Origin of the sequence: Phosphitispora sp. TUW77 (assembly GCF_048453025.1) — a bacterium.
In the GTDB taxonomy this organism is placed as follows: domain Bacteria; phylum Bacillota; class Thermincolia; order Thermincolales; family UBA2595; genus Phosphitispora.
The window spans coordinates 2,719,154-2,744,140 of record NZ_CP156677.1 but is presented as its reverse complement, the minus strand read 5'-3'; the positions used below and the strand labels follow the sequence as shown (position 1 = coordinate 2,744,140).

The 24,987-nt window shown below is 40.4% G+C and carries 21 protein-coding genes; all 21 read left to right on the top strand.

All coding sequences use genetic code 11. The features are described from left to right. Positions 1-15 precede the first annotated feature (15 nt). The 21 genes from spoIID (at position 16) to ABFY19_RS13130 (ending at position 24,987) form a co-directional block, all read left to right on the top strand. Positions 16-999: a stage II sporulation protein D gene (gene spoIID, locus ABFY19_RS13230; RefSeq protein ID WP_418791121.1), complete on the top strand. Its 984-nt coding sequence runs from the start codon at positions 16-18 to the stop codon at positions 997-999. A gap of 84 nt (positions 1,000-1,083) precedes the next feature. Next, positions 1,084-1,338 carry a sporulation transcriptional regulator SpoIIID gene (gene spoIIID / locus ABFY19_RS13225; RefSeq protein WP_418791120.1) on the top strand — a complete coding sequence of 85 codons (255 nt, stop codon included), beginning with the start codon at positions 1,084-1,086 and terminating at the stop codon, positions 1,336-1,338. Positions 1,339-1,460: 122 nt separating this feature from the next. Then, a complete protein-coding gene (locus ABFY19_RS13220) occupies positions 1,461-2,486 on the top strand; it encodes a rod shape-determining protein (RefSeq protein WP_418791119.1) in 1,026 nt (341 codons plus the stop codon). Between the two features lie 42 nt (positions 2,487-2,528). Then, positions 2,529-3,284, top strand: coding sequence for a flagellar basal-body rod protein FlgF (gene flgF / locus ABFY19_RS13215; protein WP_418791118.1), 756 nt, complete (start codon positions 2,529-2,531; stop codon positions 3,282-3,284). Between the two features lie 182 nt (positions 3,285-3,466). Further along, positions 3,467-4,636 (top strand): flagellar hook-basal body protein, encoded by a 1,170-nt coding sequence (locus tag ABFY19_RS13210; protein WP_418791117.1) that lies wholly within the window; start codon positions 3,467-3,469, stop codon positions 4,634-4,636. Between the two features lie 21 nt (positions 4,637-4,657). Further along, on the top strand, positions 4,658-4,990 hold the full coding sequence (locus tag ABFY19_RS13205; protein WP_418791116.1) for a rod-binding protein: 333 nt from the start codon (positions 4,658-4,660) through the stop codon (positions 4,988-4,990). Positions 4,991-5,068: 78 nt separating this feature from the next. Next, entirely contained in the window at positions 5,069-6,064 is a 996-nt protein-coding gene (locus ABFY19_RS13200) for an LCP family protein (RefSeq protein ID WP_418791115.1), read from the top strand. A 126-nt stretch (positions 6,065-6,190) separates the two neighbouring features. Next, the gene (locus tag ABFY19_RS13195) at positions 6,191-6,448 is read left to right on the top strand and encodes a hypothetical protein (protein WP_418791114.1); all 258 of its coding nucleotides are present in this window, start codon (positions 6,191-6,193) and stop codon (positions 6,446-6,448) included. Between the two features lie 26 nt (positions 6,449-6,474). Then, positions 6,475-7,269, top strand: a complete 795-nt coding sequence (locus tag ABFY19_RS13190; protein WP_418791113.1) for an S-layer homology domain-containing protein — start codon at positions 6,475-6,477, stop codon at positions 7,267-7,269. Positions 7,270-7,425: 156 nt separating this feature from the next. Beyond that, positions 7,426-8,463: an LCP family protein gene (locus ABFY19_RS13185; protein ID WP_418791112.1), complete on the top strand. Its 1,038-nt coding sequence runs from the start codon at positions 7,426-7,428 to the stop codon at positions 8,461-8,463. Next, positions 8,463-9,551, top strand: a complete 1,089-nt coding sequence (gene csaB / locus ABFY19_RS13180; RefSeq protein WP_418791111.1) for a polysaccharide pyruvyl transferase CsaB — start codon at positions 8,463-8,465, stop codon at positions 9,549-9,551. Before ABFY19_RS13185 ends, csaB begins: the two co-directional genes overlap by 1 nt. A gap of 471 nt (positions 9,552-10,022) precedes the next feature. Further along, the gene (locus ABFY19_RS13175; protein ID WP_418791110.1) at positions 10,023-12,560 is read left to right on the top strand and encodes an S-layer homology domain-containing protein; all 2,538 of its coding nucleotides are present in this window, start codon (positions 10,023-10,025) and stop codon (positions 12,558-12,560) included. A 242-nt stretch (positions 12,561-12,802) separates the two neighbouring features. Next, entirely contained in the window at positions 12,803-14,893 is a 2,091-nt protein-coding gene (locus tag ABFY19_RS13170; RefSeq protein ID WP_418791109.1) for an O-antigen ligase family protein, read from the top strand. 276 nt (positions 14,894-15,169) lie between these two features. Continuing rightward, entirely contained in the window at positions 15,170-16,540 is a 1,371-nt protein-coding gene (locus ABFY19_RS13165) for a sugar transferase (RefSeq protein WP_418791108.1), read from the top strand. A gap of 119 nt (positions 16,541-16,659) precedes the next feature. Next, a complete protein-coding gene (locus ABFY19_RS13160; RefSeq protein ID WP_418791107.1) occupies positions 16,660-18,336 on the top strand; it encodes a glycosyltransferase family 2 protein in 1,677 nt (558 codons plus the stop codon). 2 nt (positions 18,337-18,338) lie between these two features. Continuing rightward, positions 18,339-19,496, top strand: a complete 1,158-nt coding sequence (locus ABFY19_RS13155; protein WP_418791106.1) for a glycosyltransferase family 4 protein — start codon at positions 18,339-18,341, stop codon at positions 19,494-19,496. Further along, positions 19,489-20,712: a glycosyltransferase gene (locus ABFY19_RS13150; protein WP_418791105.1), complete on the top strand. Its 1,224-nt coding sequence runs from the start codon at positions 19,489-19,491 to the stop codon at positions 20,710-20,712. Before ABFY19_RS13155 ends, ABFY19_RS13150 begins: the two co-directional genes overlap by 8 nt. A 292-nt stretch (positions 20,713-21,004) precedes the next feature. Beyond that, complete coding sequence (locus ABFY19_RS13145; protein WP_418791104.1) at positions 21,005-22,021, top strand: glycosyltransferase family 4 protein; 1,017 nt, start codon at positions 21,005-21,007, stop codon at positions 22,019-22,021. A gap of 50 nt (positions 22,022-22,071) precedes the next feature. Continuing rightward, positions 22,072-22,860 (top strand): ABC transporter permease, encoded by a 789-nt coding sequence (locus ABFY19_RS13140; protein ID WP_418791103.1) that lies wholly within the window; start codon positions 22,072-22,074, stop codon positions 22,858-22,860. Beyond that, complete coding sequence (locus tag ABFY19_RS13135; RefSeq protein WP_418791102.1) at positions 22,857-24,176, top strand: ABC transporter ATP-binding protein; 1,320 nt, start codon at positions 22,857-22,859, stop codon at positions 24,174-24,176. The genes ABFY19_RS13140 and ABFY19_RS13135 overlap by 4 nt, the downstream gene beginning before the upstream one ends. Further along, positions 24,154-24,987, top strand: a complete 834-nt coding sequence (locus ABFY19_RS13130; RefSeq protein ID WP_418791101.1) for a class I SAM-dependent methyltransferase — start codon at positions 24,154-24,156, stop codon at positions 24,985-24,987. The genes ABFY19_RS13135 and ABFY19_RS13130 overlap by 23 nt, the downstream gene beginning before the upstream one ends.

Genomic DNA, 24,987 nt, shown 5'->3' with positions numbered 1-24,987 from the left:
TATCGGAGGGGTTTGATGAAAAAGCTGCTTATCCTGTTCATGGCAACAGTTGTATTGCTTATAACGGGCATACCTGTCTGGGTTGTAATTAGATCTATGGATAAAGGGGAACTGGCTGGGGAAGATGGTACCCAGCCGCAAGTTAGGGTTTTAGATGCTAAATCAGGCCGGGTAATGAAGCTGCCTGTGGAAGAGTATCTTGTAGGAGTAGTAGCTGCTGAGATGCCGGCTGTTTTTGAGACTGAAGCTTTAAAGGCACAGGCAATAGCTGCCAGGACATATGTTGTCAAGAGAATGTACAGTTTTGGTGCTAAACCGGTTGACAGACACCCGGACGCGGAAATATGCACTGACCCGACACACTGCCAGGCATGGGAAAGTAGTGAAGAGCTGAAAAGCAAGTGGGGGAAACTGAAGTATTATGTTTATATAAACAAGATAAAAGAGGCGGTAAGAGATACCAGAGGAGTAGTAATTACTTATAATAATAAACTGATAGACCCGGTATACCATAGTTCCTGTGCCGGCAAAGGCACTGAAAATTCGGAAGATGTTTGGACTAATATGGTTCCATATTTAAGAAGTGTTGATTGTTATTCGGAACATAAGCAGACAAAGTTTGTATATCAAAAGAAATTTTCTATTCAAAATTTAGCTGCAAAACTAAGGGACCTGTTATCTGTCACCGTGGTTGTCCCTTCACAGCAAAGGAACATGATAGAAATTATAAACATCAGTCCTAAGGGTAGGCTGCAGGAAGCAAGCTTATTGGGTCAAAAAATTACCGGTGCTCAGTTAAGGACGATTCTAGGGTTGTCTTCTACGTTGTTGGAATGGGATATTGATGGCGACAATATTATGTTTACTTCTACCGGGAAAGGCCATGCAGTGGGGATGTGTCAATATGGGGCTAACGGGATGGCCCTTCAGGGGAAGAGCCATGAAGAAATTATATATCACTATTACACTGGTGTAAAACTTAAAAAAATTGAGTACTAACAGGTTCTTAGGACCTGGTTTTTTTTGCATTTATTAATCTTGCCCGCATATATATTTATTAGTAACCAAGGGGGAGGTAAATAGATGCAAGAATATATCAGGAAGCGTGTGTTAGATATCAGTTCCTATATACTTGAATCCAAGGCTACTGTAAGGCAGGCAGCTGCAGTTTTTGGAGTAAGCAAAAGCACCGTCCACAAGGATATGACGGAACGGCTGCCGGGTATAAATAAAAAACTGGCATTAAAAATCAAGGGTATTTTAGAATTCAATAAGGCGGAACGCCACCTCCGTGGCGGAGAAGCCACCAGAAGAAAATATCAAGATATGATGGAATAACACAAAAAAAGAGGAATTTCCCCTAAGGTGTAGAATAAATTAAATTAGTAAAATTTGGGCTCTTTATGTCCTAAATGCCAATATTATTATTGCTGATATATACATTGAAAGGGGAAAGCTTAATGTTCTGGTTTGGTAATGACATCGGGGTTGACTTGGGAACAGCCACTGTACTTGTTTATGTTAAGGGTAGGGGTATTGTATTGAAAGAACCTTCTGTTGTGGCTATAGATAAGGATTCAGGACACATTATTGCTTTAGGGGAAGAAGCAAGGAAGATGCTGGGGCGTACTCCGGGCAATATTGTGGCAACCCGCCCTCTTCGTGATGGTGTTATAGCTGATTATGACGTTACCGAGAAAATGCTTCGTTATTTTATAACTAAGGCTTGTGGACGAAGCTTTTTTTTCCGGCCGAGGATAATGGTTTGTATTCCTTCGGGTGTTACGGGTGTGGAGGAACGAGCTGTCCGGCAGGCCGCTTTGCAGGCTGGGGCCAGACAAGCTCACTTGATTGAAGAACCATTGGCTGCCGCCCTTGGCGCAGGATTGGAGATTTCTGAACCAAGTGGCTGCATGGTAGTTGATATTGGCGGTGGTACTACCGATGTAGCGGTGCTTTCTCTTGGCGGTATTGTTACCAGTGCTTCGCTGCGGGTTGGGGGAGACAAATTTGACGAATCTATTGTACGGTATATCCGCAGGGAGTTTAATCTAATGATTGGGGAAAGAACAGCTGAAGAATTGAAAATAAATATTGGGACAGCCTATCCACAAGGAAAAACTGAAAACAATATAATGGATATCAGGGGACGTGATCTGGTTAGCGGACTACCTAAAACTGTTTCTGTTACCAGCCAGCAGACTTATGACGCTATGCAGGAAATGGTTGAATCTGTGGTCAGCGCGGTTAAGGAAGTATTGGAAAAAACACCTCCCGAGTTATCGGCAGATATAATTAATAAAGGGATAGTGATGACCGGTGGAGGTTCCTTGTTGAATGGGCTGGATACTCTAATTAGCAGAGAGACCTCTCTGCCGGTTTATGTAGCTGATGACCCGCTTTCATGTGTTGCCCTGGGCACCGGAAAAGCACTTTCCATGATAGGTTTACTATCAGAAAACAAGCTGGCAAAGAAAGTAATGTAAAAAATAATTTTGAATTTTAGGTTAAGGAGGTGAAACGTAAATATGATTAGAGGGCTTTACACTTCAGCTTCGGGGATGTTAGCGGAACTGAGCAGAAATGATGTAACCTCAAATAACCTGGCAAATGTAAATACTACTGGCTATAAAAAAGATACCGCAGTTAACAGTGCTTTTGCCCAGATGCTGATTCAGAGAGTGGATGACCGGAAACAGACGGATATTTCTCAGCGACCGGTAATTGGGACTTTGGGTACGGGAGCAATTGTTGATGAAATTGTTACTATTCATGAACAAGGCCAGCTTCGTGAAAGCTCTAATCCCTTTGACATGGCAATAGCCGGTAACGGATATTTTGTGGTTCAGAACGATAATGGGACCTATTATACCAGAAACGGGAGTTTTACTGTTGACGGTGAAGGGTATCTGGTAACTTCACAAGGAGATATGGTTGTTGGACAAGCAGGTCCTATAAACCTAGGTGATGCCAATGATGTAGTTGTTGATGGTTCCGGAAATATTTCAGCAAATGGCGAAAACATCGGGACACTGCGTTTGGTGACAGTTGCTAATCAGCAGGAGCTGACAAAAGTTGGGGATTCACTGTTTACAGGAGGACAGGTTGTTGACGGGATTGATGGACAGGTGAAACAAAAGTTTATCGAATCATCCAATGTTAATGTTATTACGGAAATGGTCAATATGATTACAACAATGCGCGCATATGAGGCCAATCAGAAAATAATTTCCGGACATGACAACACCCTCAGCCAGGCAATGCAGGTTGGCAGGTTGAGGTAAGAGGATGTAACTCCAAGGGTCAGTAAGGGTTTAGTGCAGACCCGCAGTTAATATGTGCTTAAAGGGCCGGACTGCATAGCGGGGGCCTCGCTGCTGCCGAACGATTGAGGTGGTGGTATTATCAATAGGTTAACCTCATGAGGGCCTAATGCCGAAAGAGGTTTGCCAAAGGAGGGAGAGCCTTGTTACAGGCATTGTGGTCAGCAAGCTCAGGTATGCTTGCTCAGCAGATATCAATGGATAATATCTCCAATAATGTTGCCAATGTGAATACAATAGGTTATAAGAAGAACCGTACTGAATTCCAGGACCTCTTGTATTCTCAGGTTAGGGAACCGGGAATGGAGCTGCGCAATGGTCAGGTTATTGAAAACGGGCTGCAGGTGGGTAGTGGTGTTAAAACTGCCGCAACTCTGATGATGTTTGAACAGGGTGTCCTTCAGTCAACAGATAACTTGACTGATTTTGCTATTTCCGGAAACGGCTTTTTTGAAATAATAATGCCGGATGGGTCTAAGGCTTATACTCGGGACGGTTCGTTTAAGGTTGACGGGGACGGCTACCTAGTTACTTCCCAAGGGTATATTGTAAACATGGAAACTGAAGACGGTGGGCTGATGACCTTTACAGAGGGAAGTGGCAAGATTAATATTGGTTCAAATGGGACTATCTATCAGGATAAGGAACTTTTTCAGTTAGAGGCTTATACTTTTACAGGTGATGGTGAATTAGAAAAACTTGGCTCGGGATTGCTGCGGCCTACTGATAAATCTGGTGAAGCGGTGCTTTTATCTGAAATTGAAGTGGAAGAAGAGCGTATAGATGATGAAGGAAACCTGATAGCTTCTACGGAAGACCAAGATTACCGGACATATTATCAAGTAATATCCTCGGATGGGGAATCGGCTTATACTGCACAGAACACTTTCAAGGTAGATGAAGAGGGCAGGCTGGTAACTTTAGAAGGGGGGTACCCCTTAGAGCCTGAGGTTTATATTGACCTGGAAGCCGGGGAGTTTTCGCTGCAGGCGGGGGATGTTGTTTCTGCCGGCAGTGACGGGATTGTTAGAGTCCCTACAGAGGCGGGGAGGCTTAATATTGTACAATTTACCAACCCGGCAGGTCTGGAAAAATCAGGTTCAAATCTATATATCCAGACTGTTAATTCGGGTGCCGCACAACAGGCGGCAGATTTCAAACTAAGTCAGGGTTCCTTAGAGATGTCCAATGTGCAGGTTGCCGAAGAAATGGTTAATATGATTATGGCCCAGAGGGCGTACGAAATGAGTTCCCGCTCTATAAAGACTGCTGATGAAATGTTGGGTACTGCCAATACGTTGTTTAAGAGATAAATCGAAGGCAGGTGTTTATAATTGAAGGTTGACGGCATTGGAGCGGTACTGCCTCAAATATCATTGGATAAGGGCGGCAAATCTGAAAAAGGGTTCAGCGAGATTTTTGATAAAGCATTGGCAGCTAAGGAAGATGCTGAGCTTAAGGAAGCTGCAAAGCAGCTTGAAGCCATGTTTATTTACCAGATGTATTCCCAGATGAGGAAGACAATTGATAAAGGCGGATTGTTGAAGCAGTCCATAGGAGAAGAAATATTTACCGGGATGCTTGATAATGAGATAAGCTCCAAGGCTGCAGAGACAGGGAAACTCGGCCTTGCCGAAATAATTTATCAACAGTTTACCAGGAAGTAGAAAAGACAAATAAATCAACTGCATCATTTTTCCTCCGGAGGTCAATAATACTATTGTTTGATCAAAGGAGGAATTTTTATGCAAAGGAAATTTCAAAGGCTGCCTATTATAGTTTCCGGGATATTTGTAAGTACAATAATGGCTATACTGGCAGTATTTTTTTTACATGCCGGCGGAACGGGGGCCGCTTTTTTTAAAGACCCTCCGGAAGAGGCAGTTGTTAAAGTGCCGCCAGAGGAAGGGCATTGGCTGAAAACAGAAGACGACAAGTGGTATATTCCGGCGATTCAGAAGACAAAAGCAAGGGAACCCAACAGTAATAGTACTGCATTTCAATATAAACCCACACCTTTAGCGGAACTAGGAGAAGTGAGAGCATCAACTGTCATAAGGCTGGAAGCCGCTCAAACGGCCCTTAACCGGTTGGCTGATACTATTAACATTATGTATATCTGGTCTGATGAAGATATGTTAAAAGTAGTTTCTGTGATGACTTTTAATAGGCAGACAAAACAGGCATCTATAGTAGTAATTCCGCTGTATACGGTAACTAATAATTCGGGAAATGTTAAACTTAACGGTGAATTCAGCACAATCAATGACCTTTACAGGGAAACGGGGCGTGAGGGTATCAGGAGGTTTTTGGAAAAAAAATTGGACCTGAGGATAAGGAATTATATCCATGTGAACCAGACCGCATTGAAAAAAATAAGTGATATCATAGGGGCTATAGAACTTGAAGGCCGAACGTCAAGTATGATGGAGGCTCTTGAGCCGGTAGCCCTTGGGATTACATGCGATGACAGAGATATGGTTAGGGCAGTGGCTGCTGAGATAGTCCATCCCCGGATACTGGTAAGGGTTCCGGAACTCTTGAAGATTTTTACTCAGGATATAAAGACTAATTTTACCACAGGGGAAATGCTGGGGGTTTTTTACCTGAGCAGGCAGATGGAACTTCAGGATATGCGTAAAACTACCCTGCCGGGATATAATTATGAGTCTTCTGAGTTAAAATACCTATTTGTATCGGAACAGATCTGGAAAAATATTATATATCAAATGACACAGTAAATAATTTGCTTGAAACCGGTAAATTATAACTTGCCGAAAAAATAAACAATGTAAAAAGGAAACAAATAACCGTTTCTCGAATAATAAAGGGAAATTAAATTTTGAGACATACAAGGAGGAGCGGCTATGTTTGGCAAAAGAGCGGTCATCATTGGAACTGTCCTGGTATTGACATTGGGGGGGTTTGTGCTGGGACAGGCTGTTAATGCTGCTATCGGCAGCCCCGGAGACCAAAACGACCCTTTGATAACTAAAAGCTATGTTGATACGGAAACAGCTAAACTGCAGGTACAGATTGATGGCCTGACAGATGAAGCAGATACCCTTAAGGCTGAAATAGAGGGCTTAAAAACCGAAATAGAAAAGTTGAATAGAGAGTTTTAATAGACAAAAACTGTGGAGTGATATTAATGCGAAATAAGGCAAGGTACCTGATTCTGCTGCCGGTATTACTCGGTTTTATTGCTGCTCAGGCTGTAAGCGCCGGGTCAGGGCCTCCGGGAAGCAGTTCAAACCCGGTGGTAACTAAGAGTTATGCAAATGAGGCATTAAAACCGGTTCAGGAACGAGTTTATGCACTACATGATGAGCTGGATTCTCTAAGGGGGAAAGCCTCTGAGTTGAGAATTGCATTAGACCGTTTAAATGAACCCGTTTTTTCCGATGTGCCTGTAGAGCATTGGGCATCAGGTGATATACGCTATATGGTGAACAGAGGAATAATCAACGGAATGGGTGATGGCACATTTGCTCCTGGGAGTTCGGCACGCCGTTGTGAAGTAGCGGCAATGCTTGTTAAAGCCTTAGACCTGCCGGTTGCCGGGGCTGAGGCTAATTTTAAGGATGTAAGCCCAGGACATTGGGCTTACGGATATATTGCGGCTGCTCAGAAGGCAGGAATTATTTCCGGTTTCCCCAGTGGGGAGTTTAAGCCTGATAACAATGTTACTAGGGCTCAGATGGCTATAATGCTGTCAAGGGCATATGGACTGGAGAAAAGCGGTGCTACTGCTGGTTTCCAGGATGTGCGGGCAGATTACTGGGCATATGATGCGATATTATCATTAGCTGATAATGGTATCAGCAGGGGATATCCCGATGGAACCTTCCGCCCCGTAATTTCCGTAAGCAGAGCAGAAGTTGCTGCACTGCTGGCAAAGGCCATGGACCCGGTTCGGAGAATAAAACAAGACCTAAGTGAATAGGTAGAAGCCCTGGCAGTATGTATTTGCCAGGGCTTTTCATGGTGTATAAAAAAAGGAAACAGGCGGATTTTGCCGAAATAATGAGTCTAGGAATCGGATTTGCGGGAATGAAATTTAATTTGCGAGAATGGCATTTAATAGGAAGGACATCAGACCATGCGGGATTTTCGCAGTTTTGATCAGGAATCTTATCCCCGGACTGCCCAGGTACGGCGACTGAAACTGAAAAGGGTAAGAAAGGGACGGCTGTTTCTGACCACTGTTTTTATTTTTGCAGTTGTCATGCTGGCAGTTTATGCTTTTAGTGTTGATTTATGGAGTCTTGCTGCAGAAATATATTTTGACAGCAGGTCTGTTGCCGGGGGTGCAGAAAAGCAGGTGCATACAGAAAGGAAATGGTTGAATGTGCTGCTTGTTGGTGTGGACCAGCGCAAAAATGAACCGGCCAGGTCTGACACGCTTATGGTGGCAATGTTTAACATGACTGAAAAGAAGGTTTATGTAATATCGATTCCACGAGATACCAGGGTTAAGATAGAAGGTTTGGAGCACCCGACCCGGATTAATCACGCTCATTCTAATGGAGGCATTGAGCTGACCCGGAAGACAGTCGAAGAATTTCTTGGCATACCGGTACATAATTATGTGGAAACTAATTTTGACGGGTTTGAAAACATAATTGATATGATTGGCGGGATAAACCTTGATGTTGAAAAGAACATGTATTATCCTGCAGAAGGGATTGATGTTCGTGAAGGCTACCAGTGCCTTGACGGACATGATGCCTTGGGATATGTCAGGTACCGGAATGACGGCGGGGGAGACCTGCCGAGAATTGAGCGCCAGCATAAATTTTTGGCTGCACTTACCAAGGAAGTTATGCAACCGGGGACTTTGCTAAAAATACCTGATATTGCGAGAAAAATGCATAGTAATGTGAAAACTGATATGTCTGTCAAGGAAATTATTCTGCTTGCCGGACGGTTTAAAGATACCGGCACGGAAAACATAAAGTTTATAAATATACCGGGAAGTCCCAAGTATATTTATGGAGCCAGTTACTACGTTGTCGATGAAGTGGAACTTCAGATATTTATAGATGAAATTATTACCGGTGCTGCCGGCAAAAACCAATTAGATAATAACATTAATAATAATGAAGAAATAGTTTCACCAGAGAGGGATCATAGCTGATGAAAACTGTAGTGATATCCGGTTATTACGGGTATGAAAACACAGGTGATGAAGCGCTCCTGGCTTCTATTATAAAAGCACTCAAATTACAGATGCCGGATGTTCACATAATCGTATTGTCTATCAGTCCGGAAGAGACTGCCATTTGCTATGGTGTGCAGTCTGTCAATAGATTGAGCTTTTTTCAGGTCATTTCAGCTTTAAAAAGTGCGGACCTTCTCATCAGTGGGGGCGGTAGTTTACTGCAGGATGTGACGGGTTCGCTTACCATACCGTATTACCTGGGTATTGTTGCTTTGGCCAAAATGATGGGAAAGCCGGTCATGTTTTATGCGCAAGGCATTGGTCCTGTAAATGGGAGGATTGGCAGGCTGCTAATTAGGCTGATAGGCAGCAGGGCAGATATGATTACACTGCGGGATAAGGCTTCAGCATGCCTGCTGCAGGAAATCGGGGTCAGACGGCCGCCGGTTGAGGTTACTGCCGATCCTGTGTTTGCTTTGGAACCGGAAACGGGCACCGTTAGAGAGGAAGTATTCAGGACACTGGGTATACCGGCTCCTGCAGGGCCTGTTGTGGGAATATTTATACGGGAATGGCAGGGAACAAAAGGGTATAAAGAGGCTGTAGCCAAGTTTGCCGACACTATGCTGGCAAAAGAGAGGCAGGTAATATTTATACCGATGCAGTATCCTGCTGATGTGGCCCCTGCGAGGGAAATTGCTGCGATGATGGGTTATGCCCCCGTACTGGCAGAAAAAGCACTGGGTTTTTCCCGGATAGCAGAACTGGTTAAATCTATGGATATAGTAGTGGGAATGAGGCTTCATGCTCTGATTATTGCTGCTTGCTTTGCGGTACCCATGGTTGGGCTCAGTTATGATCCTAAGGTAAGTGATTTCCTTAGGGGCATCGGGCAGCCAGTGCTGGAAGATTTAGAGAATATTTCTGCGGCACAGCTTGTGGAGGAAGTAGAGAAGGTTCTTGATAACAGGGACATTGTTAGAAAGGGACTTTTAGATATAAGGAAGGAACTGCAGCAAAAGGCACTGCGAAACAGTGAGATAGCGGCACAGCTGATAGATTAAAAACAGCGGAGATGAAATGGAAAAAATTTTAAATAATAATTTGAAGAAAAAATTTTTTCTACCCCATTAAACCGACACATACCCCCGAATAATTATGAGTATAAAAAGAGAGGTAGATATCTGAAAGATACTCTAAATATTGCTTGTCCAAAATCTGTTGACTAGCAAGTCGGGAATTAGGTATAATTAATCTGGGTTTGTGGCATAATAATCCTTTTAAAAAAAATCATTTTATTGAAGGGGAATTTGAAGGAAAACTTATCCAGTCTGTAGAATGAAACCGAATGGGCTAAAATTATGCAATTTAATAACAATATTATAGTTTAAAATATCTAAAGGCTAACACCTTTAGTATTATGGTTCTAGAAAGTATCTCTTGAAGGGGGTGTTGCAGCAAAAGATAGGTGAATAGGCGGATTTTTTATTTGATTCAAAAGAAAGATAAAAAAAGCAAAGGGGGATTTTAGAAGAATGAGAAAGTTTAAAAGAATGATTGCTCTCGTAACTGTAGCTCTGTTCGTTCTTGCATTCGCGGCTCCTGCCGGGGCAGCCACCTTCTCAGATGTAAGTGGCACATCATCCGACAGTATCTACAGACTGAACGCTCTCGGAATCATTGATGGTTATCCCGATGGAACCTTTAAGCCTGCCAACAGTATTACACGTGCAGAATTTGCTAAAATAGCTATGTCTGCTGCAGGAAATGCCAGCAGCGCCGATTTCTTGAAAGATGCTGCTTCCAAGTTTTCAGATGTTAAGCCTGGTCAATGGTTCACCGGCTGGGTTAACCTGGCTGCAAACCTTGGTTATATCCAGGGTTATCCAGATGGAACATTTAAGCCTCAAAGCAATATTACTTATGCTGAGTGCGTAACCATCCTGGTTCGTCTTCTTGGCTACAGCGACAAGCTTCCTGGCGAATGGCCGACTGAGTACCTTGTAAAAGCTGCTGAACTCGGTGTTACCGATGATGTTAGCTTCTCAGCTAATGGTGCTGCAAATCGTGGCGATATCGCTATGATGACTTCCGAAACTCTTGATCAAAATCTTGTAGTATGGGATAAAGATGTTGATGATTTTGCATTCAAGAGGGATGCTGATGACAACGTCTACACACTGTTAGCTGACAAGTTTGATGGCGCAGTTTATGACGAAGATGATTATTTCATTGCCGATTGGGAAATGAACGCTGACCATCAGATAGTATTGGAAGTTACAGGAACTATTAATCCATTTACCGGTGAAGAAGTTGAAGGTGGTTACACCGGATACCTTACATTGGCTGAAGATTGTGTTGTTGACGGCGGACGGGTTGTTACAACAATGTCCGGAAATAGAATCAACTTCATTTATAATGAAGATGATGAAGAAGTTACTTATGTTGACATAGTTTCTACTGCACTGTCTAGTGGCAATGTAGAAATGGATGGCGAAAAACTGAAGATTGACGGCGTTTCATACAGATTTGCAGATGACGCTTATAACGGATATGTTGCTGAACCTGCAGGTGAATACAATTATCAGTACAAAACATATTTTGACGAAGACAACAGGATTTACCTTAATGCTAGAATTAATGAGCCAAACAAACCACATATAATTGACGAAATTGACTCCGACCTGACTATGGAATACCTGGATGGAGGCAGTGTTGACCTCGATCAGGACGACATCCTTGTTATTAGAAACTACCAATATGTATCAGTTGATGACCTCCAGCCTGGTGACGTAGCATATGTATTTGAAGATGAATATGGCTGTGATGTATTTGTAGATGCTTATGCTCCTGGATTCAGGTATTCAACTACAGCTAAATTTAATGCAGCTATGGAAACAACCGGTGATGATGTATTTGACCAAGTAAAAGTTGGCGGCCAAAAGTATGACCTGATTTCAGCTGCAGCGATGTCAACTGATGATGGTGACGAATGGTCTGACGTAGCTGATGGTGATGAAACATTCTTTGATGATGTTTATGATGAAAATGTGTTTATAGTATTAGACAGGTCTATGGATATTTGCTTAATCGTGACAGATGCTGACAGTGAAAGCAATACCATTTACGGTGTTGTTGACAAGGTTCTTGATACAGACCTGGATGATTTTATCACAAGCATTAAGATTATGAAGACTGATGGTGCTACTGTTACATATGATGTTGATACTGCTGATATGGAATTAACTTATGACAGTGTTGGTACTACCTTCTCTGCAGTGGATGCAGTATTTGATGGCGCTGCAGTTAAGTTCCAGCTCAATGACAGTGGAGACATTGATGACCTTGAAGTTCTTGATGATCAAGCAAATAGTATTACTGATGGTTCAGAAGACCTGAATAAACTGTATATCGATGGTTCATGGTACTATACAAATAGTGATACTGTGGTTCTCAATGCACCTACAGATGAAGATCCTGATGTAGTTAGTACATCTAACCTGCTTAGTGATGCTGAATCAAATACTATTAATTGCTGGGTGAAGTTAGATGGCAACAAAGTTGAGTTAGTCATGATTGTTGGCGACACAGTTGAAGGCGCTGCTGATGACATGGCCATGGTAATTGACGATTATATCTATGATGGCGACACATGGGTAACTGTTGATATCCGTGGTACTGTTGAAGATTACGAAGTTAGCAGTGGAACACCTGCTACTGATGAACTGTTTGACTACTCAATGAGCGGATCCAAGATTGTCCTTGGAACTGCAACAGATGCTACCGTTGATTATGACGTATACGGAGTTGTAACAGATGTTGATGCAGCTAACGATGCATTAGAAGTTAATGACACCTGGTACGAAGTAGATGCAGACAGCTACATCTATGACATGACCGGTAGTGACCCTGTATATGTAGATGGTATTGACGGAATTGACGAAGATGATTGCATATTCGTAATCGAAGTAACTGGTGACGACGATCGTAAGGGTGTAGCAGATGTAATCCTTATAGTTGACGAAGATGACTACACTGAATGCGACTTTGAAGCCGGATATCCTGAAGTATAAACAATAGCAATACCTGAAGAACCGGGGCAACCCGGTTCTTCTTTTTTGAAAAGTGAAACAAACAGTTCAAGGCGTAGGTCTTGAACTGTTTGTTTTTTACCTTAAATTCACTTTTTTTTGCAAGCAAATTAAAGGGGTATTAAGGAGGAATTTCGACACCAGGTGTGGAAGTTCATTAACCTTAAAAGCATTCCGACGCAAAATATTTTAACTATATTAAAATATCGGAGGACTAAAATAGAATGAAACGTAACAACACCTGGGATAAAGAAAATAATACCGTTTTTTATATGTTGGCAGTAATATTATTTGCAGTGCCGTTTTTTCAAGGACTGTTTTTTGATAAAGCCATGCATGTTGCCGAGATCGCTGTTGCTCTTATTTTTGCTTGGCATGTGTTTAAAGATGGGTTAAGGGGGTTAAAGGGAAATCTAAATGTTCTTGATGTAGGCTTAATATTAGTTTTAGCAGCACATATAATTTCTACTTTTATTGCTGTGAAATTGTCGGCTGCCGTTAAAATGAACCTGGAATTTGCTGTATACCTTATGGCTTACTTGATTGTCATTAGGACGTCAGGCTTTATCCCGAAGGCCAGGCAGTTAATGACTGTAGTTTATGTGTCAGGTGTCATTGTTGCCGTAATCGGGTTGGCTGCTTACGGAGGGGCCAATATTGCCGATGGGATTGTTGATGGCCGGATAGCTTCGACTTTTCAGTATCCTAATACTTTAGGGGCCTACCTTGGGGCAATAGGCTTACTTGGGTGTTACCTGACACTTACCACACCAGGGATGAATTATCGCCTTCCTTTGGCTGTAACTAATACTATTGTTTTTACAGCTTTATTTGGGACATCATCCAGGGGAACATTTATTGTTTTACCGTTTGCTTACCTTGTGTTTGTAATTTTGCAGCCTCGTAGCTTTAAAGTTCCAGCATTCGGGGTATTGTTAAATAACTTTATATTAGGGGGCGTGGCGGCTTTTATACTTGCCGGTCTTGTGGAAAAAGCACAGGTATGGGCTTATATGATTATATTTTGTGTAATTAATGTATTAGTGCATATTTGTGTTGAACAGCTACTATTACTCGGCAGGAGGGGACGTTTTAAAATTAATCCCCGGTATGTGGCAGTTGCTTTAATTTGTATTTTACTAGCAGGTGTTGTTGGAGGGTATTATCAGTTAGGTAATGCCGGCGGGCTCAGCAGGATAACAAATATCAGTTTTCAAGACAGGAACATTGTGGAGCGGGTTTATTTTTACAAGGATGCTTTAAAAATAATAAAAGACCATCCTATACTTGGTGTCGGAGGCGGAGGCTGGTCTTCAATTTATAAGGAATATCAGAGTTATGGCTATATTTCCAAGCGAGTGCATAACTTTTACCTGCAGACCTGGGTTGAAGCTGGTATTTTCGGGATATTATCATTAGGGGTAATTATTATTGGATTAATAATGACATTTAGAAGTATTCACAGAAAAAAAGAGCCTGAAAAAGTTGTTCTGGCAGCAACAATCTTAGCAGCGCTTATGATAATTGGAATGGAAAGCGCCGTAGATTTTACAATGGCATTTGGTGCTATATGTTTGTTGGTGTGGACACTATTTGGGGTATTAAAAGGTTTGGCAATGCCTGGAGAGGTTGTAAAAGGTAAGGGGAGTTTGTTGGCTGTCAGTGACAAATATGTTAGATATGGTACAATTGCAATCTCGATAGTGATTGCTGTATTTTCGTTTTCCTTTTTGTTAAGTATTGTTTATAATGAGAAAGCTATTGCGTCCCTAAAAACTAAAGATTATGATGCCAGGATTGGATATCTTAAAAAAGCAGCTTTTTTTAACCCGTTTGATGCCGATCATTATGCTAATCTGGCCAGTATGGATAGGGCTATGTTTAAGGCGGAAAGGAAGCCGGAACAAATTGAATCTGCTATGTCATATGTGAATAAAGCAGTAGCCAAAAATAAAGGCAGTTATGCTATCAGGGTAGAAAAGGTGAATATTCTTTTTGCTCAAGAGGATATTGTCGGTGCTGTTAGGGAAGCTGAAATTGCCTACCAACTTGAGCCTTGGTCCCAGGATAGTTATGAACTCCTGGGGTATGTTTATCTATCAGCAGGAAAACATTACCTCAAAGAGGGAGATCATGAAAAGGCCGAAACTTATTTGAAAAAGGGCGCTGAGATGCCTAAATTAATTATTGGTAAGATGAATACCCTTACAGAAGAAGAAAAGAAACTATGGGTTGCCACCCCACACCTCAGCTTTAGTAAGCGGCTGCAGCAGTATTCTGCCCAGGCGGTGGTAGCTTTGAAAGAGTTATCTTGAGAATAGTGGCAAGAAAACATTTTTCATAGGCATTTTGTATCAATTCAGAATTTGTTCACTCTGACCGTGCCGGGGCAAAGGTTAGGGTGAACTTTTGTCTTGTGTTTAGATTTTAGCCATATCCCAGGGTGGCGCCAGGAAATTAAATCATATGAAGGGGAATATTTCAGAAGCATAAAATCACGAAAGAGGAAGGAATTTGAGATGTAAAGTAGAAAATTAACAAAGTTATCTTTAAATCGGCATTAGATTATCCCCTTGGGGGGAGGATGTGGCATGTGGATTTCTGATAGAAAAAGCGGGTCTTCCATAATTATAATGTTAATAGATGTCCTGATTATAAATATTAGTATAATTCTGGCTTATTTGCTGAGGTTTAATTTTACACTGCCATCCTATAACTTTGATCCATATTTGCAGTTGTTTTTATGGATATCACTGGGAAGCCTTTTTTTTCTTAACATGTATCAGATGTATTCGATAGCTCCCAGAAGCAGGTGGGATAACCAGTTTTATTCAATAGTTTTGGTTGTGCTGCTCACATTGATGCTGAGCATATCACTTACGTATATCAGCGCTAATTATGCCTTTCCGCGATCTGTATTTCTTTTGAGCGGCCTAATCCAGCTTATTTTGCTCAGTTTATGGCGTTATTTTCTGTGGCGGGCGGCCAAAAAAGCCTTGGGGGTGCAGAAGGCAATAATAATCGGCACCGGACAAGAAACTTGGGAAATAGCTGAGCGCTTTACCGAATTTCCTGAAAGTCATATTGAAATAATCGGGGTAATTACAGAAGAAGATTCATTAACAGAGGCAAATAGTAGGAAATTCCCGGTGATGGGCAGCTTGGATGATTTTGATAAGATACTGAAAAATAATACTGTTTGTAATGTTGTTGTTATAACCCCTTCTTTAGATGCCGTATTAAAAGAACAAATAGTAGGTTATTGTTATTCTTCAGGGAAAGAGGTCTTTTTAATCCCGGCTTTATATGAAGTCCTTCTTGTTAAAGCGGAATTAAACCTGATAGATGATATGCCGGTCTTCGGAATAAAAGACAGTAATGGAGAAAGTAATTTTATAAAAAGAGTTTTGGATTTAATTGTTGCAGCAGTTGTTTTTATTATAACCCTGCCGATAATGATTTTGATAGGGCTTATAATAAAAATAGATTCCCCAGGTCCAATTATTTATAAACAGGAACGAGTTACAAAGGGTGGTAAACTCTTTACTTTGTACAAATTCCGGACCATGGTGCAGAATGCGGAGGAGGATACCGGCCCGGTTTTTGCTGCTGAAGATGATCAACGTGCTACAAGTATTGGCAGGATATTGAGGTTATCAAGGCTCGATGAACTTCCCCAGTTAGTCAATGTAATCAGGGGAGATATGAGTATGGTTGGCCCCCGGCCGGAACGACCGTTTTTTGTGGAACAGTATGTGAAAGAAATCTATGGCTATGAAAACAGGCACAGGATAAAACCAGGCATTACCGGGATAGCACAGATTGCCGGCAAGTATAATACAGAGCCGCGGGAGAAGCTGGTTTTTGACTTGTTATATGCCAAGAGGAATAATTTTTGGGTTGATTTGCAGATACTGCTGCAGACGGTGAAAGTTTTATTTATAAGGGATAAGGCGTCATAATGAAGAAATTAAGTGAATTATTTAGAAAAGGGATAAGGATTTTGAGGGCTTATGGAGTAATATGTTTCCTTCGGAGAACCCTTGGTTTTTTTAATAGATATAAATGGCGCAGCTTGTTAGTGTCAAATGATATGAATTGTCAGTACCAGAAATGGCTAAGGAAAAATGATAATACTGTTGGAGAAAAGAGAAATGCCATTGAAAAGGGAATCACTGGAGAAAAGTCAGTTTTTCCGCTGATAAGTGTAGTCATATTGGCTTCGAAGTCAGGAATTGATATTATTGAACCTGTGGTGAACTCTGTATTAAATCAGGATACAGACCAGTGGTTTATGGTAATTATTGAAAATCGTCTTTTTGCACATGATGTGAAGGAATACCTGAAACAATTATCTGAAGAAGACCACCGTATTATAACTATCAAAAGCGAGGAAAATGAGGCAGTAAGTCAAGTTCTTAATAAAGTGATAAATAATTTAGAGTCCAAGTATGTTTTAGTGCTTGAAGAAATAGGTGTTTTGAGGCCCAATGCGATTCGGCTATTTGCCAGGGAAGCAAGGGAATCAAATTATCCTGATTTAATATATGCTGATGAGGATAAGCTGAATATAGCTGTCGGGCATCGTTCAGACCCCATTTTTAAACCAGGCTGGTCTCCGAACTTGTTATATTCATTTAATTATATCGGATCTCCGGTTATTATCAGAAAAGAGTTGTTGCAGGAACTTGGAGGATTTCGGGAACATTATGGCAGTTGTTTAAATTTTGACTTGCTCTTGAGATTAACGGGTCAAAAATTAAATGTAAGCAGAATTCCTCAGGTGTTATTCAGTAAAATTATTAATGTTAGTTGTAAAGATGACTTAGAGATAAAAGAATGTCAAGAGTTGTGGGCTATCAGGGAGTCTTTTCTTAGAAGAGGGTATGAATCCAGAGTCACTAAGGGGAAGGAAATGGGTACATTTAACTATCGCCTGAACATAAGGAAAGCGGAACCGGTTTCGATTATAATTCCGACAAAAAACAATGCAGAAGTGTTGAGAAGATGTTTGGAAAGCATTGAGGATAAGTCTACCTACAGTAATTATGAAGTAATAGTAATAGATAATGGGAGTAATGAGGAAAACACCCTGAATTACCTGAAATCACTGGAAGGCATGAAGGGTTTTAAGATATTAAAATATCCGGAGGAATTCAACTATCCGGACATAAACAATTTAGGGGCAGCAGAAGCTAGGGGCAGTCACCTGGTATTTCTAAATGATGATACAGAGGTTATTTCTTCTGATTGGCTGGAGGCTTTGCTGGAACATAGCCAGAGGCCAGAAATAGGGGCTGTGGGAGCTTTGCTGCTGTTTCCGAATGGAATGATACAGCATGCAGGGGTTGTTGTCGGCATGAGAGGCAGCGCTTCACATGCTTTCTATAAGAGTGATGGGAAATCTCCCGGGTATATGAATTTGGCGGTTTGTGTCAGAAATGTTTCTGCAGTAACGGCTGCATGTATGATGATAGAAAAAACCAAGTTTAATAAAGTAAGAGGGTTCAATACATCCTTCCGGGTTGCTATGAATGATATTGACCTGTGTATTAGATTGTTGGAGGAAGGATTTTACAATATATATACCCCGCATGCCAGGCTGCTGCACCATGAGTCCTTAACAAGGGGAGAGTTTATTAATGAAGAGGAAATTAAACTGTTCACAACAGCTCACAAAGAATTTTTGAAAAAAGGCGATCCCTATTATCATCCGGCTCTAAGTCTGGAACGTAATGATTATTCACTGGCGGTGTAAGCATGAGAATCCTTGAACTGATTACATTAGGGGAAGTGGGAGGAGCACAGTCCGTACTTATAGACCTGCTTAAAGGATTTTACAGGATGGGGTATGAAGCCGATGTTGATGTTGTTTTTGGGGAAGGAAGCTACATACCAAAGGAGTTGGATGGGTGGTTTAAGGGAAAAACAATCCAAACTCCTTATTTTACCAGGAATGTCAATCCAGTTAAGGATTTCAAAGCACTTAAGATGATTCAAAAACTATGCAAGGAAAACAGCTATGACCTGATACATTGTCACAGTTCAAAGGCTTCATATATAGGAAGGATTGCCGGGATCTTGGCAGGTATTCCGCGTATCTGTATGACTGTTCATGGGGTTTCTTTTGCCCCCGGTCATTCTGGAGCAGCACGAAGGATGTATAGTGCTCTGGAAAGAATGCTGTTTCCTTTACGGGCTGAATACATTTTTGTTTCACCTGTAGATATGGAAACATTCATTAAGATGGGCTTGGCCCGGGAAAAATGTCGTTTGGTTCCGAACGGCAGACCTATACCTGATAAGCCTGAAAAGGGTCTTAGGGAACTCCTTAAGATAGAGGATTTATCACCGTTAATATGCATGATAGGCAGGATGTCTGAAATTAAAAACCCAAGGTCTTTTATCAGAATTGCTAAAGGAGTAATAGAGAGGTATCCCAAAAATCGTGTAAAACTCAGCTTTGTATTAATTGGTGAGGGGCCATTGTTTGATCAATGTAATCAAATGGTAGATTCAGAAAATTTATCAGGGTATGTTCATTTATTGGGAAATGTTGAAAATGCTGCCCGTTATTTCTGGAATACAAATATAGCCTTGCTTACTTCAAGATATGAGGCATGTCCTCTGGTACTGATAGAAGCTATGGCTGCCGGGACACCGGTAGTTGCTACTGATGTGGGGGGCAACAAGTATATTGTGGAACACGGGGAAACAGGATACCTGTTTAGCGAAGGTAATGAGGAGGAAGCGGTTGTTCAGATAATTAATATTTTAAATAATGATAACCTGCTTAAGGAAATGGGCTGCAAATGTTTCAGGCATTATCAGGAAAGTTTTACTGTTGATAGAATGGTTGAACAGTATGCATCTATTTTTGGATTAACAAAAAATTCCGGAGCGATAGTTGATGGCTGAAACAAGCGGCAAGAACAAAAAATTTGATGCAATAGTATGCTTGTCAGGAATTGACTGGGATTTTCTATGGCAGAGGACTCAGGAAATAATGAGCCAGTTTGCTATGATGGGATATCCTGTGTTATTTGTTGAAAATACAGGTGTACGAATTCCGGGAATTAAAGATGGGCCCCGGGTTTGGAAAAGGTTTAAGAAGATTGTTCACCCACAGGAAGGGACTGATTTATCAAAAAGCCACAATAATATTAAGGTATTGAGTCCGATGGCCCTGCCTTTCCCATACTCTCAGTCAGCTTGCAGATTGAACAGTGCACTGATTCGAGCGGAAATTGCCCGATTCAGTAAAAATGTGGGAGTTCCCGTAAACCGTATTCTGTTGTGGTCATATATGACGACACCCCTAGCAGTGGATTTGGCCGAAAGTCTGCCATGGGCAGGTGTTGTGGTTGATTTGGTCAGTGATCCCTGTAAGGTTCCGGGTGCCGAACGCATTGTGCCTTACCACCGTAAGATGCTGCAAAAGGCAAATGTGGTTTTTTGTGCATCGGTTTCTGTTATGGATAATGCAAAAAAATATGTTGAAAAGTCACATCACAGTAAGGTCAAGCTGTTTGAAGATGGATTTTCTATAAACTTATATAATATGGCTCAAAATGGAGTTGATTTAAAACTACCGGTAAAAAATCCTGATAACCCAATTGTGGTTTACATAGGAGGAGTTAACAGTAAAATATGGTGGGATGCTGTTTCTGTCATGGCGGAGAGGGTGCCTGATGTCAACTTTGTTTTCATAGGTCCTAAGGAATATGGCGAACTTCCCTGTAAAGGAGCAGGCCAAAATGTTATCTGGCTGCCGCCATTTGAAAAGCATTCCCAGTTGGGGGCTTTTTTGAAGAAATGTAGTGCCGGGCTTATACCGTATATATCTACACCTTATGTTAATGAGATGAGGCCTGCTAAGATAAATGAGTATATGGTAATGGGGCTGCCTATAGTGGGGACAAGGATGCCGGAACTGGAGCGTTTGGCTGTGGACTATGGGCCGGGGATAGTATATATGGCAGACAGCATCGAAGAGTTTGAGGCAGTATTAAGAAGGGCATTAAATCATGATGGTGATAAATACCGGGATAAGAGAAAGGAAATAACATGTGCCCGATCCTGGGAGCGCATATGTAAGGAATTGATGTACCACAGGTTACATCAAGTAATCTGAGAGGAGAATTTAAGACACAAAAATGTTCATGAAGCTTAAGAGATACTTGCTAAAGATTTCGTATGCAATAAGAAAAATATTTAAGCCTCTATTACTAATATTACCTAAACCGATTAAAGAAACAGTTAAGTCTTTTGAAAATAAGGTTATTCAATCAACATATTTTGGTGAAATATCAAACTGCAATGATATAAATTTTAGTTTAGAAGCTGGAGTTAATCTAATTGGCTATGCTCGTGCGGAGATGGGGGTAGGAGAATCGTGCCGTCTAGCGGCAAACTCTATGCAAACGGTGGGGATACAATTTGGAATTTTAAATTTTTTTATGGGTAACCCTGCCTCAATGAACGATTTAAATTGGAAGCATAAAGAGATAAGTGAAGCTCGGTATAGAGCCAATATTTTTCATATAAATGCTGATCAGATGGTGTTAGCTTATTTACATTACGGAGATTCAGTTTTTAAAGGACGGTACAATATAGGTTACTGGCATTGGGAGTTATCTGATTTTCCCGATGAATGGGAAAAGAGCTTTAACTTGATTGATGAGGTATGGGTACCGACTGATTTTGTGTTAGAAGCTATATCAAAAAAATCACCGGTTCCGGTAATAAAAATTCCACATGGAATTGAGGTTAAATGCTCACTGGGCCAGAGACGAGATATATTTAAGCTCCCAGTTAGTTCATTTCTTTTTCTTGCTATGTATGATATTCAAAGCATTCAGGAACGTAAAAACCCTCGTGCTGTAATCGAGGCTTTTAAAAATGCGTTTTCAAAAGAGGATACATCAGCTGCCCTTATTATCAAAGTGAATAATTCAAAAGACGATCCTATGCACCTTGATAAGCTTAGGGAGGAGGTTCGTGACTATAAGAACGTTTATCTCCTGGAAGGAAACATGAATCGGCATCAGGTGAATGATTTGTTAAATTCGGTAGATTGTTATATATCACTTCACCGATCCGAAGGATTTGGTCTTGGCCTGGCTGAGGCTATGTATTTGGGCAAGCCTGTTATTGGTACAAACTGGTCAGGCAATACTGACTTCATGAATCCATCAAATTCTTGCTTAGTTGATTATAAACTGATTGGGATACCTCGAGATTATGGTCCTTATAAAGCTGGTCAGGTCTGGGCGGAACCAGATATTGAACAGGCATCCTATTTTATGCGAAAACTTGTTAGTGATCCGGTATGGAGAAAAGAGCTTGCTTTAAGAGGTCAGGAGACCATCTTTACCAACTATTCACCGAGGGCAGTAGGTGAACAGGCAAAACAGCGTTTGATAAGTTTAAGTTTGCTATAAACTACCAATTCTCAAGTAAATATTTAAAAGTAATTTTAGTTTAGGGTGAAATGATGATTACAGAACTATGGACTTATAGAAAGTTTATTTTTAGTACTGCTGTTAATGATATTAGATATCGTTATGCAGGGTCAATGTTTGGTGTTTTTTGGAATGTTTTTAATCCTTTAGCCCAAATTATAGTGTATACTTTCGTTTTTTCTCAAATAATGGTAGCAAGATTACCTGAATTGGAATCTACTTTTACTTTTGCCATCTATCTATGCTCCGGCTTATTGCCATGGATTTCCTATTCAGAAACTATACTTCGTGGAACCACTTCATTAATTGAGAATTCAACTTACTTAAAGAAACTTCCGATTCCAGAACAAATTTTTGTTGCCCAGACGACCATTTCTTCCACTCTATCATTAGGTATATCAATGATTTTATTATTATTAATTAGTATTGTACTACAAAGAAATTTGGCTTTAAGTTGGATTAGTTTACCGGTAGTACTAATGCTTTTTCAAGGTTCAGCTTTTGGCATTTCACTTACTTTAAGTTGTTTGAATGTCTTTTTTCGAGATATTGGACAATTAATGGGGATTGCACTTCAAATGTGGATGTGGATGACGCCAATCGTATATGTAAAGGATATTCTGCCTTTATCATTTCAAAAACTTATTATGTTAAATCCAGCATCCCAGTACATTGAAGCTTTGCATGGTATAGTTGTTTTTGGAGAATTCCCTGCAATATATCAATGGCTTTATATGCTTTCCTTTACTACGTTTTTTATCTTATTAGGTTTGTTTATTATGCATATTTTGCGAAAAGAAATTAGGGATGTACTATGAATCAAACTCTTTTATGTGTTGAAAATATCAACAAAAAATATAAGTTATATGAAAGGCCTGATAAAAGAATAATTGAGTGGTTAACCGGTGGAAGGATTTCAAGGCACCAAGAAGTATGGGCACTTAAGGATATTACTTTCTCTTTAAAAAGAGGGGAAGCCCTAGGAATTATTGGCCCAAATGGGGCAGGGAAAAGCACCTTGTTAAAAATACTTTCCGGGGCGTTATGGCCGACAGGAGGCAGGTTTGATGTAAGAGGAAATATGGTTTCGCTATTAGAATTGGGAACTGGATTTCACCCTGATTTAACCGGGAGAGAAAATATATTCAATAGTGGTAAACTACTGGGATTTTCAAATGAGTTTTTACATGGTAAGATGCAAAACATCATTAATTTTGCCGACCTTGGTGATTATATAAACCAACCTGTAAAAACGTATTCTTCCGGAATGTATGTGCGTCTTGCATTCTCTTTATTTGCAAATCTAGAGCCTGACATTTATATTGTCGATGAAGCATTATCGGTTGGAGATATTTTTTTTCAGCAAAAGTGTTTTCGGTTTTTGGAGGATTTAAAAAAACGGGGTACTGCGATAATTGTAGTTTCTCATGATATGCAGACAGTACTGAAGTTTTGCGATAAGGTAATAATTTTAAAAGAGGGAATGATTAAACATCAAGGTGACCCTGTAGATATGGTTAACTTATATTATACTCTTAATGGTGAAAAAAGTGATGATAATTGGGAGAAGAAAGGTAATTATTGGCAAGATTGCAAACAAGAATCCTTTGTTTTAAAAGGTACACAGAATATAATTCAGGCAAAAGGCGTAAGAAGGGGCGATGGCAGTGTTCGTATTATAGGGGCTTGTTTCACCAATTATAATGGGGAAGAAACCCAAACCATAAAAACCGGGGATAGAGTTAGTTTGGAATTATATGTGCAAGTTAACAAAGATATAGATAATCTTACTTTTGGATTTCAAATTACCGATAGAATGAATACTGTTATTTTTGGACAGAACGCTTACATGCTTACTAAAAAGAGCCTTAAAGCCCAAAAAGGGGATTGCTTGAAAGCTGTTTTTAATATAAAAATGGATTTATTCCAGGGACTATATACTGTAGCAGTTGCTGCAACAGATTGTCAGTTGGAAGTCAGTAATAAAATATATGACTGGGTTGAAGGCTGTTTGCTCCTTGAAGTATCAAAACCTGAATGGCGGCTATTTCATGGAATTTCTAATTTGGACTCAAGTTTTGACTTGGTTGCAAAAAAAACCGGAGGGGAAAATGGCTCAAAAAATTCAACCTAGAGACTTAATAAAGGCATATCATGATATAGTTGCTAAGTATCCTAATATTCCACCAATGGCTTTTTGGAGACCATGGGAAATTGCATATATTAGAAAAAAAATTACTTTTGAAACAGGCTTAACCTTAGACCTAGCCTGTGGTGATGGGAAGTTTGCTGAAATTGTGTTAAAACCTCTCGGATTTTCTTTAGTTGGTTGTGATTTCAACCCTGAAGTAATTACCCAGGCTGAAAAAACAGGAATTTATGAGAAGGTGATTGTGGCAGACGCTAGGAACTTGCCATTCAAATCAGAATCATTTTCAAATGTTTTTTCAAATTGCGCATTTGAACATTTTGATGATATAGAAATTGTTTTGGGAGAGGTTTGGCGGGTATTAAAGCCAGGGGGGAGATTGATTTTTACTGCTGTTAATGATAATTTTGTAAAGTGGCAGCCATTTTCAACCATTGGCAAGATGCTTGGATTAAGGAAATGGGTTGAATCAATAAGAATTAATCATATAAAATATCATAATCTAGTTAACCCTTATTCTAGAGAGAATTGGTTGGAATTAGTACAAGAACAACAATTTAAATTAGAATATATCAAAGACTATATTTCCTGGTTACCAACTTATGTTTTTTTAGTTCTTGACCAGTTATGGCATTATCCTATGAAGGACAGGGAGTTTGGTACAATATATTATGATGAGCATTTGAATGACGAAAAGCTACCTTTCTATTTTGATATCTTATTTAATATTTTAGCCAAAATTTCTACTGAAAAGCGAGGAAGCGGAATTATTGTATCCGCGCGAAAGGAAGTTTAG

Coding starts and splice junctions, on each gene's coding strand:
- spoIID (WP_418791121.1), top strand. CDS start 16: ATGAAAAAGCTGCTTATCCTGTTCATGGCAACAGTTGTATTGCTTATA.
- spoIIID (WP_418791120.1), top strand. CDS start 1,084: ATGCAAGAATATATCAGGAAGCGTGTGTTAGATATCAGTTCCTATATA.
- ABFY19_RS13220 (WP_418791119.1), top strand. CDS start 1,461: ATGTTCTGGTTTGGTAATGACATCGGGGTTGACTTGGGAACAGCCACT.
- flgF (WP_418791118.1), top strand. CDS start 2,529: ATGATTAGAGGGCTTTACACTTCAGCTTCGGGGATGTTAGCGGAACTG.
- ABFY19_RS13200 (WP_418791115.1), top strand. CDS start 5,069: ATGCAAAGGAAATTTCAAAGGCTGCCTATTATAGTTTCCGGGATATTT.
- ABFY19_RS13195 (WP_418791114.1), top strand. CDS start 6,191: ATGTTTGGCAAAAGAGCGGTCATCATTGGAACTGTCCTGGTATTGACA.
- ABFY19_RS13190 (WP_418791113.1), top strand. CDS start 6,475: ATGCGAAATAAGGCAAGGTACCTGATTCTGCTGCCGGTATTACTCGGT.
- ABFY19_RS13185 (WP_418791112.1), top strand. CDS start 7,426: ATGCGGGATTTTCGCAGTTTTGATCAGGAATCTTATCCCCGGACTGCC.
- csaB (WP_418791111.1), top strand. CDS start 8,463: ATGAAAACTGTAGTGATATCCGGTTATTACGGGTATGAAAACACAGGT.
- ABFY19_RS13175 (WP_418791110.1), top strand. CDS start 10,023: ATGAGAAAGTTTAAAAGAATGATTGCTCTCGTAACTGTAGCTCTGTTC.
- ABFY19_RS13170 (WP_418791109.1), top strand. CDS start 12,803: ATGAAACGTAACAACACCTGGGATAAAGAAAATAATACCGTTTTTTAT.
- ABFY19_RS13165 (WP_418791108.1), top strand. CDS start 15,170: ATGTGGATTTCTGATAGAAAAAGCGGGTCTTCCATAATTATAATGTTA.
- ABFY19_RS13155 (WP_418791106.1), top strand. CDS start 18,339: ATGAGAATCCTTGAACTGATTACATTAGGGGAAGTGGGAGGAGCACAG.
- ABFY19_RS13150 (WP_418791105.1), top strand. CDS start 19,489: ATGGCTGAAACAAGCGGCAAGAACAAAAAATTTGATGCAATAGTATGC.
- ABFY19_RS13140 (WP_418791103.1), top strand. CDS start 22,072: ATGATGATTACAGAACTATGGACTTATAGAAAGTTTATTTTTAGTACT.
- ABFY19_RS13135 (WP_418791102.1), top strand. CDS start 22,857: ATGAATCAAACTCTTTTATGTGTTGAAAATATCAACAAAAAATATAAG.
- ABFY19_RS13130 (WP_418791101.1), top strand. CDS start 24,154: ATGGCTCAAAAAATTCAACCTAGAGACTTAATAAAGGCATATCATGAT.